Consider the following 12,274-nt stretch of genomic DNA (forward strand, 5'->3'; position numbering starts at 1 on the left):
TTAGTTCAATGCGTTTTTGATCTGCTCAATCGCGTCGGAAACGCTGACGATCTGCTCAGCAACCTCCGTCGGGATCTCGATATCAAACTCTTCTTCAATACCCATGATGATCTGGAAGATATCCAGGGAATCTGCGCCAAGATCTTCTACGAAGGTAGTCTCCATGGTGATCTCATCCGGCTCAATGTTTAATACCTCTGCGATGATGTTCTGTAATTTCTCAAATTCCATAATTTCCTCTCCTAACTTTTCTTTCTTATTTTGTAACTGCCCGAAGCCCGGACCGTTTACTTACTGAATTTCCTGTGCCTGGCTGTCCAGACATTCTTTAATCTTTTCGTTGATCTTCTGTTCTTTGAAGGTCACACACTGAATAATGGAATTGCAGACCTCAGTAGACTTGGAACTTCCGTGAGTCTTAACCACAAGACCTTTCAGTCCCAGCATCGGTGCGCCGCCGTACTGGCTGGCATCGAATGCCTTTAAGGTCTCCTTCAGAGCCGGTTTTACAAGCAGAGCTCCAATCTTACTGCGCAGGGAGCTCATCATACCCTTCTTTACCATGGAGATCAGTGCTGCGCCGGTTCCCTCGTAAAGCTTTAAGATGACATTGCCCGTAAAGGCCTCGCAGACGATGACATCGGCTCCGCCGTGTGGAATCTCTCTTGCCTCAATGCTTCCGGTAAAGTTAATGTCCGTACACTGTTTTAAGAGCGGGAAGGTTTCTTTGACCAGGGCATTGCCCTTTTCCTCCTCGGCACCGATGTTCACGATTCCAACTCTCGGATTCTTAATTCCTACTACATGCTCCATATAGATAGAACCCATGCGTGCGAACTGGACCAGATGAGATGGACGGGAGTCTACATTGGCACCACAGTCAAGAAGCAGGGACACGCCCTTTTCTGTCGGGATCAGCGCGCCAAACGGCGGCCGCTCCACACCCTTGATGCGTCCCACCAGCACCTGTCCGCCTACGAGAATTGCTCCGGAACTGCCCGCTGATACAAACGCATCTGCCTCACCATTCCTTACCAGGTTCATTCCCACCACGATGGAGGAATCCTTTTTTTTGCGGATCGCATTCACCGGCGGCTCTTCCGTCTCGATCACCTCGGAAGCCTGCACCAGTGTGATCTGCTCCTTCGGATACGTGTGGGAGGCAAGCTCTTTTTTCACTGCCTCTTCCTGACCAACTAACAGAACATGGATGTCACTCCGCTTATTTACAGCCTGAACGGCCCCCTTTACTATCTCGCCCGGAGCGTTGTCACCGCCCATTGCGTCAACAGCTACATTAATCATAGAGTCTCCTTTTCGGCTTGTGCCGTAAAATTGATTTCGTAATTAAATATACTAGATTCCATACTATAAATCAATATAATTTTTGCCTTCATAACCATATCAAAGCAGTTTAAGGATACAACTGCCTTGAAAACGAAAAAAGGACTGAACAGATACTGTTCAATCCTTGATTCTAAGCCATTTCTAATTAGTCCTCAACAGAAACGATCTCTTTCTTGTTGTAAGAACCACAAGCCTTGCAGACTCTGTGAGGCATCATCAGAGCGCCGCACTTGCTGCACTTTACTAAATTCATAGCGCTCATTTTCCAGTTAGCTCTACGTTTGTCACGTCTTGCTTTGGAAGATTTATTCTTTGGGCAGATAGACATGGTTTACACCTCCTTAAACTTTTGAAATAAATCCTGGATTACTGACATTCTTGGGTCAGGCGAACTCCGGTCACAGGAACATTCCATGTGATTAAGGTTCGCACCACATCTATTGCAAATTCCTTTGCAGTCTTCCCTGCATAACACCTTCATAGGCAGATTAAGCAATAGCTCGTTACTGAGCAACCGGTCTACATCCAGATTATAGCCGCTTACATAGGGCTGTTCATCGAGATCTTCTGTACGCTCGCTTTCGGTCTTTGACATGTCCAGCTCTTCGTCGAATTCCAGTTTAAAAGGAATATCAACAGGCTCTAAGCATCTGTCACATGGCATCTGCAGAGTTACCTCTGCACTGCCGGTGAGAAGAAGCTTTTTGTCCCCAAGATTACGGACATGTAGCTGTACCAGGCTGCGTGATACGATGTCATATGCATCCTTGCTGGTGCAAAGCTGGTTCATATCGATACCGCACGTATAGTCTTTCTCTTTTCCGTCTACGGAAAACAGCTCTGTCAAATTAATAAGCATATCAGTCTCCTAATACGCACCTGTGTAATTATACACAGGTGCGCCGGCTTTGTCAACAACTATTTTATTTTTTCCGAAATTGATTGAGAGGAATTAAGCCTCAACCAGTCTCTTGGTCTCTCTTGCGATTGCAAGCTCCTCGTTAGTCGGGATCAGCATTACTTTGACTTTGGAATCTGCTGCGGAAATAACAGCGTTCTTTCCTCTTACATCGTTAGCCTGGTCATCAATCTTCACTCCAAGGTAGCCTAAGTACTCACAGATAGCCTTTCTGCCTGCCTTATCGTTCTCGCCAACACCTGCGGTAAATGCGATCGCATCTACGCCGTTCATAGCTGCGGTGTAAGCGCCGATATATTTTGCCACACGGTAAACGAATGCATCAAGAGCTACCTCTGCCAAGTGGTTGCCCTCTGCCTTAGCTGCCTCGATATCACGGAAGTCGCTGGAAATGCCGCCGCTCATGCCGAGTACGCCGGATTTCTTGTTGAGGATGTTTAATACCTCGTTGACGTCCTTCCCCTCTTTGTTGCAGATGAACTGAACAACAGCCGGATCGATATCACCACTTCTGGTACCCATGATCAGACCCTCAAGAGGAGTCAGGCCCATGCTGGTATCTACGCACTTGCCGCCGATGGAAGCAGATACGCTTGCGCCGTTGCCTAAGTGGCAGACGATAACCTTTGCGTTCTTCGGATCGAGTCCGCCGAACTTGATAGCCTCGCCGGATACGAACATATGGCTGGTGCCGTGGAAGCCGTAACGACGGATGCTGTATTTCTCATAATACTCGTGCGGGATTGCGTACAGATAAGCCTTCTCCGGCATAGCCATACCGAAACCGGTATCCCATACTGCTACGTTTGGCTTGCCCGGCATAGCTGCCTCAGCTGCCTCGATACCCATTAAGTTAGCCGGGTTATGCAGCGGTCCAAGATCGAAGCACTCGCGGATTACTTTCTTAACGTCATCGTTTACAACGATGGACTCGCTGTACTTGGTACCAGCGTGCAGAACGCGGTGACCGATTGCTGCGATCTCATCGGTGCTCTTGATCACGCCGTGCTCAGCATCCTGAAGAGCATCCATAACCATCTCGATTGCTACGGTGTGGGTCGGCATGTCTTTCTCTACGACATATTTGTCCTTGCCAGCCGGCTGATGGGTCAGTTTGGAACCCTCGATACCAATTCTCTCGCACAGACCCTTTGCGATTACGCTCTCATCGGTCATGTCGATCAGCTGATATTTTAAGGAAGAGCTTCCGCAGTTGATAACTAAAATCTTCATAATGTGATATTCTCCTATAATAACTTAACTAAATTACTGATTCTGGCACTGTACAGCAGTGATCGCAACAACACCTACGATATCCTCAGCAGAGCAGCCTCTGGACAGATCGTTAACCGGCTTTGCGATACCCTGGCACATCGGACCATAAGCCTCTGCCTTGCCAAGTCTCTGAACCAGCTTGTAGCCGATGTTTCCTGCATCCAGATCCGGGAATACCAGAACGTTTGCATGACCTGCAACCTTGCTGTCCGGAGCCTTGGAAGCGCCAACTTCCGGAACGATCGCTGCGTCAAGCTGAAGCTCACCGTCCAGTGCAAGCTCCGGAGCCATCTCCTTAGCCAGCTTGGTAGCCTCAACGACTTTGTCAACATCTGCATGCTTTGCGGAGCCCTTGGAAGAATGGGACAGCATAGCAACCTTCGGCTCCTCGCCGGTCAGCATCTTGAAGCTCTCTGCAGAAGATACTGCGATTGCAGCCAGCTCTTCCGGATTCGGATTCTGGTTCAGGCCGCAGTCTGCGAATACGAAGGTACCGTTGCTGCCAAGATCGCAGTCCGGAACTTCCATTAAGAAGAATGCGGATACCAGCTTGGTGCCCGGTTTGGTCTTGATCACCTGCAGGCACGGACGAAGAGTGTTTGCGGTGGAATGGCAAGCGCCGGAAACCATACCGTCAGCATCGCCGTTCTTGATCATAAGGCAGCCATAGTAAGCGTAGTCGCTTAAGATGGTCTCTTTTGCTTTCTCAGGAGTCATGCCTTTGGACTTTCTCAGCTCAACGAACAGGTCGATATACTCCTGTGTTTTCTCGTAAGTCTGCGGATTGATGATCGTAGCACCGGATACATCCAGTCCCTCACTGTGAGCGCCGATATCTTCCGGAGTACCGATGATAACAAGATTTGCAAGGTCCTCTTTCAGAATTTTCTCTGCAGCGACCCAGGTTCTGCGGTCCATGGACTCAGGCAGTACGATTGTTTTTTTATCTGCCTTTGCTTTGGCTTTGATTACATCAATAAATCCCATAATAATACCCCTTTCATGATTTAATGCATATAGCCTTATTATATACAGACTAAAAAGCAAAAGACAAGCTGTATTTTGTATTTTTTTGCACTTTTTGTAAAACAAGCATTTCCCATAACGCAAAAGAGGTGTGGATCCGGAAATCGCAAACAGCGCATTTCCTGACCACACCTCAGTTATCCCTGCGTCTCTTATGCGAGAGCTTCAAAGATCAGCTTTCCTACCACAGAACCGCCATCCAGAATGCCGATGGACTGTTCTGCATAGTAAGCAGCCCGTCCGTGTACAGACTTCATCTTCTTCGTGTTCTCAGAGCCCTGAGCAGCTATTTCGGCTGCTGCCTTGAGCGCTTCCCCGAAGCTTTCGCTCTCATGCTCTTTTAAGCATACGGCTGCCGGATAGATCGCATCCAGAATTGTCTTTTCTCCCGGCTTCGATCCGGCCTTTTCCATGATCTTTTCTACACCGCTCATCACTGCCTCAGCAAACTCCGGAAGCGTTGCTTCGGTTTTCCCCTTCAGGGATTTTGCCATTCCCATGAATGCAAAGCTGATGATGGTACCCAGGCTGGACGGTGCTGCCTCATTGAATACCTTTCCGGTCTGCATCATGAGTTTTCCAAGGTCTGTCTCCTCTGCTTCTGCCGCAAAGGCTGCCGCTGCCGCAAAGCCCTCACTCATGGAAACTCCCAGATCTCCGTCTCCGTTCTGCTGATCCAGTTTGATCAGGTATTCCTTATTTTCGGTCATGACTGCGCTGATCTTGCTCAGTCCGTCAATTACAGACTGTTTGTTCATATCGCAATTCCTCCTATTTGTTGTAATTGGTATAAAACGGTGTCTTAGCCGGAGCTGCCAGCAGCGCTTTCAGTTCCTCATCCAGCTTGAAGATCGTCAGGGAAAGTCCTGCCATCTCCATGGAGGTAGCAAACTCGCCAACATGCGGCATAAATACCTTTACGCCCTTGTCTTCCAGCAGTTTGTGTACGCGTCCGTAAACGATCAGCTGCTCCTCCAGCGGAGTTGCGCCGAGACCGTTGACCATGACAGAAACCTCATCACCGGAGACAAGCGGCATATCTGCAGTGATACGCTCCACTAAAATGTCAGCCACTTCGTCTGCAGTCATCATCTTGCGCACTTCAATTCCTTTTTCTCCATGGATTCCCATGCCAATCTCAATCTCATCATCGGCGATGGAGAAGGTCGGCTCACCTACCTGCGGAACAATGCAGGGAGTCAGCGCAACACCCATGGTACGGATATGATCCAGCGCCTTCTGCGCAACGCCTGCAACCTCATCCAGATTCTTCATCTGAGCCGCAGCTGCTCCGGCAACCTTGAATGCATAAACCATACCTGCCACGCCGCGGCGCTTCTCTTTGGTTTCCTTCGGACTGCTGGCAACATCATCTTTGACACGGACGGTTCTGGTCTCCACATCGTCCATCTCCACCATCTCACAGGCCATGTCAAAGTTCATATTGTCACCGCCGTAGTTGCCATACAGGCACAGCACGCCGTTTCCACGGTCACAGGCCTTGATCATATCTGCCATCTTGCTTGCAGACGGGGAGGCAAACACATTGCCGATCGCGCAGCCATCCAGCATTCCGTCACCCACATAGCCCAGGAACACAGGAAGATGTCCGCTTCCGCCCGCTGTAACGATTCCAACTTTTCCATCCGCTACCGGATAATTGGTAACCAGGATCCTCTCATCACCATCTAACAGCTTTACCTTGTCACCGTAAGCTGCAATGATGCCTGTCATCGTATCCTTTACAAAATTTTCCGGATTGTTGATTAATTTTTTCATGGCATTTTCCTCCATTATTTATTTATGCACCAAGATAAGCCGCTTTTACTCTCGGATCGGTCAAAAGATCCTTACCCTTGCCTTCCATAATGATCTTTCCTGTTTCCAGCACATAACCGCGGTCTGCGATGGAAAGCGCCATGGACGCATTCTGCTCGATCAGCAGGATGGTTTTTCCCATGTCACGGATCTGTAAGATCAGGTCAAAGATTCCTTCTACAATGATCGGAGCAAGTCCCAGGGACGGCTCATCCAGCATCACAATATCCGGATCCATCATCAGTCCTCTGGAAATTGCAAGCATCTGCTGCTCGCCACCGGAAAGGCTTCCGCCGGCCTGGGTCAGACGCTCTTTTAATCTCGGGAAAAGCTTGTACTGCTCTTCCAGAAGCTCCTGGATCCGGTTCTTTGACAGTTTCGGATTTCCGAGAGATCCCGCGATCAGGTTCTCATAAACCGACAGCGCCGGAAAAATCTTTCTTCCCTCCGGCACGTGGCACATACCCATCTTAACGATTTTGTCCGGTGCCATCCTGCTGATGTCGGTGCCTTTAAACTGAACACTTCCGCCGGCTTTGTGGACCAGCCCGGAGATCGCATGCAGGGATGTTGTTTTTCCTGCGCCGTTAGAACCGATCAGGGTGATGATCTCGCCCTGGTCTACGTGGAAGCTGATTTCGGACAGTGCTGTGATATATCCGTAATTCACGGAAAGATTTTCCACCTTAAGCATGTACTTTCACCGCCTCTCCTGCAACAATTCCCTTACCAAAGTATGCTTCCTGTACTTCCTTGCTGGCCTTGATCTCGTCCGGAGTTCCCTCACAGATCTTCTGACCGAAATTAAGCACCAGGATCCGGTTACAGGAATTCATAACAAACTTCATATCATGCTCAATTACCGCAATGGTATAGCCGCCCTCATTCAGCATTATGATGAATTCCATCAGCTCCTGAGTCTCCATCGGGTTCATGCCCGCTGCAGGCTCATCCAGAAGCAGAATATACGGCTCCAGGGCCAGTGCTCTGGCGATCTCCACCTTACGCTGCATTCCATAAGCAAGGTTACCGGCCATGGTATCGCGGTACTGATACAGACCGATGGCCTTTAAGATTTCTTCACTCTTATAGATCGCGTATTCCTCATCCTGCCTGTAAGTCCTGGTATGCGCAATGGCATCAAAGATATTGCTTTTGGTGCGGATATGGCATCCGATCTTTACATTATCAAGAACACTCATGAACTTGAACAGCTGCAGGTTCTGAAACGTACGCGCCATTCGTTTTCTTGCTACCTTCTCTGCGGAAAATCCGGTTACATCCTCCCCAAGCAGATACACATTGCCCTTGGTCGGAGTATACATGCCGGTACACATGTTAAAGAACGTGGTCTTTCCTGCTCCGTTCGGACCGATGATCCCGAAGATATCTCCCGGCATGACCTTCATATCTACGTTGTCGACTGCTTTCAGACCGCCAAAGTATTTGCACAGCCCCTTTGATTCCAGAACCGGCACATTCTTATCCAGTTGATCAAATTTGGTTATCATGCTTTCTTCACCTCCGCAGCCTTGTCTTTCTTCTCTGCTTCTTTTTTCCGGATCTTACCGCCTGCCAGAATGGAATCAGTAGCGCCTAAGAGTCCCTGCGGACGAACCCACATCATCAAAATGATGATGATCGCATAGATCACGTAACGCCAGTTTTCCAGGAAACGAAGGGTCTCCGTCAGAATCGTAACAATGGCAGAGCCCACGATCGGTCCAAGAAGGGTTCCCTGACCGCCAATGACCACCATAGCCAGAACGTTGAAACCGGTATCCGTTGTAAACTGGGAAGCCTCAATGTAGTTTACGAAAGGTGCGTAAGCTGCACCGATGATGCCTGCCCAGAACGCGCCGTACATAAAGTTTAAGCACTTGCAGAAGCTGGTCTCAACTCCCAGGGATTTTGCTGCCACCTGGTCTTCCCGGATTGCCATCCATGCTCTTCCGACTCTGGATTTGAGTACGCGGGATGTCACAAAGAGGAATGCGATTCCAATGATCAGAAACAGGAAATAGTAATGCTTCGGACGGAAGATTTCCATACCGAAGACACTCGGATACGGAATCTGCTTGATGCCTAACGCACCGCCTGTAACCGGAGTCCAGGTCTGCGCGATGATACGGATGATTTCCGAAGCACCCAGTGTAACGATAGACAGATAAACACCTGAAAGCTTTAAAGTCGGAAGACTCACAAGAAGTCCAACCAGTGCCGCAAGCACGCCTGCAACCGGAAGGATCAGCCAGAAATTCAAGCCCAGTGTTTTGGTGCAGGCTGCGCAGGTGTAAGCCCCGATACAGAAGAAGCCGGCCTGGCCAAGGCAGGTCTGGCCGCTGTAGCCATTGATGACATTTAAGGAGCCTGCCAGCGTCGCGTACATCATGATGGTACAGATATAGCGCAGGATCAGCGCCTGCTTGATCACAAACGGAAGGATCAGGGAGATGATAAACAGCCCGATAAGTACCGGGAGTTTATGTTTGTTATAAAATTCCATGACACGTGCCATTATACTCTCACTCCCTTCTTGCTGACAAATCCCTGCGGACGGATCAGCAGGACAATGATCAGGAAACCGAACGCGAATACATCACGGAAGGTTGCCATGGTAAGCGCGATTCCCAGGTTCTCGATAATACCGATACACAGACCGCCCAGAGCAGAGAAGCGGATATCCACCAGTCCGCCAAGAACGCTGGCCGAGAATGCCTTCATACTGTATGCGCCGCCCATGGTAGCGGATACAGAATAATAATAGATGCAAAGCAGGATTCCTGCGATACCGCCAAAGCCGGAACCGATACAGTTACCGATCATTGCGGTACGTTTCACATTAATGCCCACCAGATACGCCGCATCCTTATTCTGGCTGACTGCACGGAGCGCGATGCCCCATTTTGTTTTATTGAAAAACAAAGTCAGGCCGCCTGCCAGTACAATGACCAGAAGAATGACAATGATCTGCAGCAGTTTTATATCCAGATTAATGCTTCCCAAAGAAATGGTAAACGTCTTATTTTCAATGATATTAAGTACAGGTTTTGTTTCCGGTCCAAACACGATCTGGGCCAGGTTTTTGATCAGCATACTGATACCGATCGTACATAACAGAGAAATGTGCCGGGGTGCATTGAAGAATTTCTCATAACAGAGTTTGTAGACCACAATGCCAATCACAAAGGATCCGGCAAAGGCCGCCATAATTGCCAGCGGCAGGTTGTTTCCAACCAATAGAAAAATGTAATAAGCAGAAAACGCTCCGATCATCATGATCTCGCCGTAGGTGAAGGTTACCATACCTACAACACCAACGATGACGGAATAACCGATTGCCATCAGTGCATAAATCGAGCCCTGGCAAAGGCCATTGATCAACTGATTTAAAAAGTATTCCATACAATCCCTCCTAAGAGGAGGGGTCTGTTATTACAGACCCTCCGCACCATAATCAAACCCTTCCAGTACGACCCACTTCGCGTCTTTTACGCCGCAGATCATGTACTGTCTCTGGATATCACCATCTTCCATGAAATTCAGTGCTCCGGTGATGCCTTCGTTCTGGCTGTTTGCAAGAGCCTCCTGGATCGCTTCACGGGTGATCTCGCCGTCACCGATCTTCTCGATGGCATTCTTGATCAGATATACACAGTCATATGCGCATGCCGGGTGAATAGTCGGTTTGAATCCGGACTTTTCCTCGAAGGTTGATGACCATTTACTTAAAGTCTCATTGTTCTCATCAAAGAAGAACGGAGAGGTTACGATCAGATTGTCCGGGGTGGTCAGCTGATTGATAAGCTGTTCAGAAGTACCAGGTCCCAGTGCTACGTGCTGGATATCCCAGCCTGCCGCGTCAGCCTGATTAAAAATTGCCGCAACAGAATCACCCTGGTCCATAACTACCAGACAATCCGGATCGATAGAACGCATCTTGGTGATCAGGGAGCTGAAATCCTTCTCGCCGGTTGCGTATTTCTCAACAGTTACATCCAGACCTTCTTTTTCAGCCTGTTTCATAAAGTTATCATAGCAGGAAAGTCCCCAGTCACTGTCCACACGGATGACTGCGATCTTCTTAGCGCTTAAATACTTGTTCAGAACATATTTCGCAAGGAATGGCGCTTCTGCGTCCTGACGTCCCATAATACTGAAACAGTACTTACTCATATTTGCGTAATCTGGAGCAGATGCAGTCGGACTCAGCTGTACGATGCCGTAGCGTTCTACGATCTCAGCGTTTGCCTTGCAGGCACCGGAAGTGAAATCGCCGAGAATTGCCAGAATGCTGTCATCCTCCGCGAAGTTGGTTGCCATGTTGGAAGAAACAACCGCATCACCCTGGGTATCCTTAACATCAATCTCAAGCAGATGACCATTTGCGCCGCCGTTTGCGTTGATCTCATCGATCGCCATCTGGAAACCGATCTGGAATCCTTTTCCATACTCTGCGTAGTTGCCGGTCAGAGGAGCAAGTCCACCAAGTTTGATCACGCTCTTATCGGCACCGCCGCCCTGCTCTGCCTTGTCTGTTTTTGCTTCTGACGCTGCCGCACTTCCCCCGTTTGTCTTGGCACCGCCGGAACATCCTGTCATAACACTTGCTGCCATCATCACTGCGCATGCAGCTGCTGCAATTCGCTTAAATCCCTTATGCATAATACATACCTCCTTCAAATTGTAGACTCCTTTTTGATGCTATTATTTATGGAAGCAAAGCTTACAGGTTGCACAACCCTTCGCGATGGTATCCGTCAGATCCAGGGTAAGACCCATTTCCTCTGCGATGCCGCGGTCTCCGTCCATTGCAATGTCACACAACAGTGCGCAGGTCTCATCATCAAAGCCCTGTTTCTTCCATGCGTTCAGCAGCGCGCAGTAGTGGAAATCTACCGGTACTTCAGAATCGGTCACTTCGTGTACGTCCATCTCGAAGGTCTTCTGACCAAGCTCTCCGAGGAATACGCCTGCGAATTTTTTACCATCATTAGAGCCACCGCATGCTTCCTTGAAGCCTTTACCGTGGAAGTTGCCGCAGCGACGGATTGCTCTGCGGAATGCCGGTTCCGGATCAATTCCGTCTTTTCTTAATTCATCAAAGATCAGGCCCATCCAGGTTGCACGATGCTCGATCGCTGCACGGTTGATATTTACCTCAACATCATTTGTAATTTTCGCTTCATTCTTAATCAATTCATTTTCTCCTCTTTGTATTTTTTGTGTATTTCTTCCTATTATTTATGGAAGCAGAGCTTACAGGTTGCACAGCCCTTTGCAATGGTATCCGTCAGATCCAGGGTGAGACCCATTTCCTCTGCGATGCCGCGGTCTCCGTCCATTGCAATGTCACATAACAGTGCGCAGGTCTCATCATCAAAGCCCTGTTTTTTCCATGCGTTTAACAGTGCGCAGTAATGGAAATCTACCGGTACTTCAGAATCGGTCACTTCGTGTACGTCCATCTCGAAGGTCTTCTGACCAAGCTCTCCGAGGAATACGCCTGCGAATTTTTTACCATCATTGGAGCCACCGCACGCTTCCTTGAAGCCTTTGCCGTGGAAGTTGCCGCAACGGCGAATTGCTCTGCGGAATGCCGGTTCCGGATCGATCCCATCTTTTCTTAATTCATCAAAGATCAGGCCCATCCAGGTTGCACGATGCTCGATCGCTGCGCGGTTGATGTTTACCTCAACATCATTTGTGATTTTTGCTTCATTCTTAATCATTTCTTAAACCCCTCCTTCTGCTTATCTAATCCGATAAGTTTTCGTTAATACCTATGTGTTAATCATATCAGTTTTTAAGCAAATGTCAATACCGTATTTTGTTTATTTTTTATATTTTTCTCATTAATTCAACTGTTTTTTTATTATTTTTACATGT

At 48.6% G+C, this 12,274-nt stretch carries 15 protein-coding genes; all 15 read right to left on the bottom strand.

Annotated elements, in window-relative coordinates:
* The 15 genes from acpP to ACMP1L_RS07095 all read right to left on the bottom strand — a co-directional run bounded on the left by acpP (nucleotide 1) and on the right by ACMP1L_RS07095 (nucleotide 12,117).
* The gene (gene acpP / locus ACMP1L_RS07025; RefSeq protein WP_118532624.1) at nucleotides 1-231 is read right to left on the bottom strand and encodes an acyl carrier protein; all 231 of its coding nucleotides are present in this window, start codon (nucleotides 229-231) and stop codon (nucleotides 1-3) included.
* A 60-nt stretch (nucleotides 232-291) separates the two neighbouring features.
* Entirely contained in the window at nucleotides 292-1,305 is a 1,014-nt protein-coding gene (gene plsX / locus ACMP1L_RS07030; protein WP_118732242.1) for a phosphate acyltransferase PlsX, read from the bottom strand.
* Nucleotides 1,306-1,492: 187 nt separating this feature from the next.
* Nucleotides 1,493-1,675: a 50S ribosomal protein L32 gene (gene rpmF / locus ACMP1L_RS07035; RefSeq protein ID WP_118532628.1), complete on the bottom strand. Its 183-nt coding sequence runs from the start codon at nucleotides 1,673-1,675 to the stop codon at nucleotides 1,493-1,495.
* A gap of 3 nt (nucleotides 1,676-1,678) precedes the next feature.
* Nucleotides 1,679-2,206 (bottom strand): YceD family protein, encoded by a 528-nt coding sequence (locus ACMP1L_RS07040; RefSeq protein WP_418452455.1) that lies wholly within the window; start codon nucleotides 2,204-2,206, stop codon nucleotides 1,679-1,681.
* Between the two features lie 93 nt (nucleotides 2,207-2,299).
* Nucleotides 2,300-3,499, bottom strand: a complete 1,200-nt coding sequence (locus ACMP1L_RS07045; protein ID WP_118732244.1) for an acetate/propionate family kinase — start codon at nucleotides 3,497-3,499, stop codon at nucleotides 2,300-2,302.
* A gap of 33 nt (nucleotides 3,500-3,532) precedes the next feature.
* On the bottom strand, nucleotides 3,533-4,528 hold the full coding sequence (gene pta, locus ACMP1L_RS07050; protein ID WP_118532634.1) for a phosphate acetyltransferase: 996 nt from the start codon (nucleotides 4,526-4,528) through the stop codon (nucleotides 3,533-3,535).
* Between the two features lie 191 nt (nucleotides 4,529-4,719).
* A complete protein-coding gene (locus ACMP1L_RS07055) occupies nucleotides 4,720-5,325 on the bottom strand; it encodes a dihydroxyacetone kinase subunit L (protein WP_177303936.1) in 606 nt (201 codons plus the stop codon).
* 13 nt (nucleotides 5,326-5,338) lie between these two features.
* Nucleotides 5,339-6,346, bottom strand: a complete 1,008-nt coding sequence (locus tag ACMP1L_RS07060) for a dihydroxyacetone kinase subunit DhaK (RefSeq protein WP_418452457.1) — start codon at nucleotides 6,344-6,346, stop codon at nucleotides 5,339-5,341.
* 22 nt (nucleotides 6,347-6,368) lie between these two features.
* Nucleotides 6,369-7,079: an ABC transporter ATP-binding protein gene (locus tag ACMP1L_RS07065; RefSeq protein ID WP_118732247.1), complete on the bottom strand. Its 711-nt coding sequence runs from the start codon at nucleotides 7,077-7,079 to the stop codon at nucleotides 6,369-6,371.
* A complete protein-coding gene (locus tag ACMP1L_RS07070) occupies nucleotides 7,072-7,896 on the bottom strand; it encodes an ABC transporter ATP-binding protein (RefSeq protein ID WP_207665293.1) in 825 nt (274 codons plus the stop codon). The genes ACMP1L_RS07065 and ACMP1L_RS07070 overlap by 8 nt, the downstream gene beginning before the upstream one ends.
* Nucleotides 7,893-8,903 carry a branched-chain amino acid ABC transporter permease gene (locus tag ACMP1L_RS07075; RefSeq protein ID WP_118732248.1) on the bottom strand — a complete coding sequence of 337 codons (1,011 nt, stop codon included), beginning with the start codon at nucleotides 8,901-8,903 and terminating at the stop codon, nucleotides 7,893-7,895. The genes ACMP1L_RS07070 and ACMP1L_RS07075 overlap by 4 nt, the downstream gene beginning before the upstream one ends.
* A complete protein-coding gene (locus tag ACMP1L_RS07080) occupies nucleotides 8,903-9,790 on the bottom strand; it encodes a branched-chain amino acid ABC transporter permease (RefSeq protein WP_118732249.1) in 888 nt (295 codons plus the stop codon). The genes ACMP1L_RS07075 and ACMP1L_RS07080 overlap by 1 nt, the downstream gene beginning before the upstream one ends.
* 30 nt (nucleotides 9,791-9,820) lie before the next feature.
* Nucleotides 9,821-11,050 carry an ABC transporter substrate-binding protein gene (locus ACMP1L_RS07085; protein WP_418452459.1) on the bottom strand — a complete coding sequence of 410 codons (1,230 nt, stop codon included), beginning with the start codon at nucleotides 11,048-11,050 and terminating at the stop codon, nucleotides 9,821-9,823.
* A gap of 42 nt (nucleotides 11,051-11,092) precedes the next feature.
* A complete protein-coding gene (locus ACMP1L_RS07090) occupies nucleotides 11,093-11,584 on the bottom strand; it encodes an L-2-amino-thiazoline-4-carboxylic acid hydrolase (RefSeq protein WP_177303941.1) in 492 nt (163 codons plus the stop codon).
* Nucleotides 11,585-11,625: 41 nt separating this feature from the next.
* On the bottom strand, nucleotides 11,626-12,117 hold the full coding sequence (locus tag ACMP1L_RS07095) for an L-2-amino-thiazoline-4-carboxylic acid hydrolase (RefSeq protein WP_177303941.1): 492 nt from the start codon (nucleotides 12,115-12,117) through the stop codon (nucleotides 11,626-11,628).
* Between the last annotated feature and the right edge of the window lie 157 nt (nucleotides 12,118-12,274).

Origin of the sequence: Ventrimonas sp., assembly GCF_048380235.1 — a bacterium.
Lineage (GTDB): Bacteria > Bacillota > Clostridia > Lachnospirales > Lachnospiraceae > Brotaphodocola.

Coding starts and splice junctions, on each gene's coding strand:
- ACMP1L_RS07070 (WP_207665293.1), bottom strand. CDS start 7,896: ATGATAACCAAATTTGATCAACTGGATAAGAATGTGCCGGTTCTGGAA.
- ACMP1L_RS07095 (WP_177303941.1), bottom strand. CDS start 12,117: ATGATTAAGAATGAAGCAAAAATCACAAATGATGTTGAGGTAAACATC.
- pta (WP_118532634.1), bottom strand. CDS start 4,528: ATGGGATTTATTGATGTAATCAAAGCCAAAGCAAAGGCAGATAAAAAA.
- ACMP1L_RS07045 (WP_118732244.1), bottom strand. CDS start 3,499: ATGAAGATTTTAGTTATCAACTGCGGAAGCTCTTCCTTAAAATATCAG.
- ACMP1L_RS07080 (WP_118732249.1), bottom strand. CDS start 9,790: ATGGAATACTTTTTAAATCAGTTGATCAATGGCCTTTGCCAGGGCTCG.
- ACMP1L_RS07085 (WP_418452459.1), bottom strand. CDS start 11,050: ATGCATAAGGGATTTAAGCGAATTGCAGCAGCTGCATGCGCAGTGATG.
- ACMP1L_RS07055 (WP_177303936.1), bottom strand. CDS start 5,325: ATGAACAAACAGTCTGTAATTGACGGACTGAGCAAGATCAGCGCAGTC.
- ACMP1L_RS07060 (WP_418452457.1), bottom strand. CDS start 6,346: ATGAAAAAATTAATCAACAATCCGGAAAATTTTGTAAAGGATACGATG.
- ACMP1L_RS07040 (WP_418452455.1), bottom strand. CDS start 2,206: ATGCTTATTAATTTGACAGAGCTGTTTTCCGTAGACGGAAAAGAGAAA.
- ACMP1L_RS07065 (WP_118732247.1), bottom strand. CDS start 7,079: ATGCTTAAGGTGGAAAATCTTTCCGTGAATTACGGATATATCACAGCA.
- acpP (WP_118532624.1), bottom strand. CDS start 231: ATGGAATTTGAGAAATTACAGAACATCATCGCAGAGGTATTAAACATT.
- rpmF (WP_118532628.1), bottom strand. CDS start 1,675: ATGTCTATCTGCCCAAAGAATAAATCTTCCAAAGCAAGACGTGACAAA.
- plsX (WP_118732242.1), bottom strand. CDS start 1,305: ATGATTAATGTAGCTGTTGACGCAATGGGCGGTGACAACGCTCCGGGC.
- ACMP1L_RS07075 (WP_118732248.1), bottom strand. CDS start 8,903: ATGGCACGTGTCATGGAATTTTATAACAAACATAAACTCCCGGTACTT.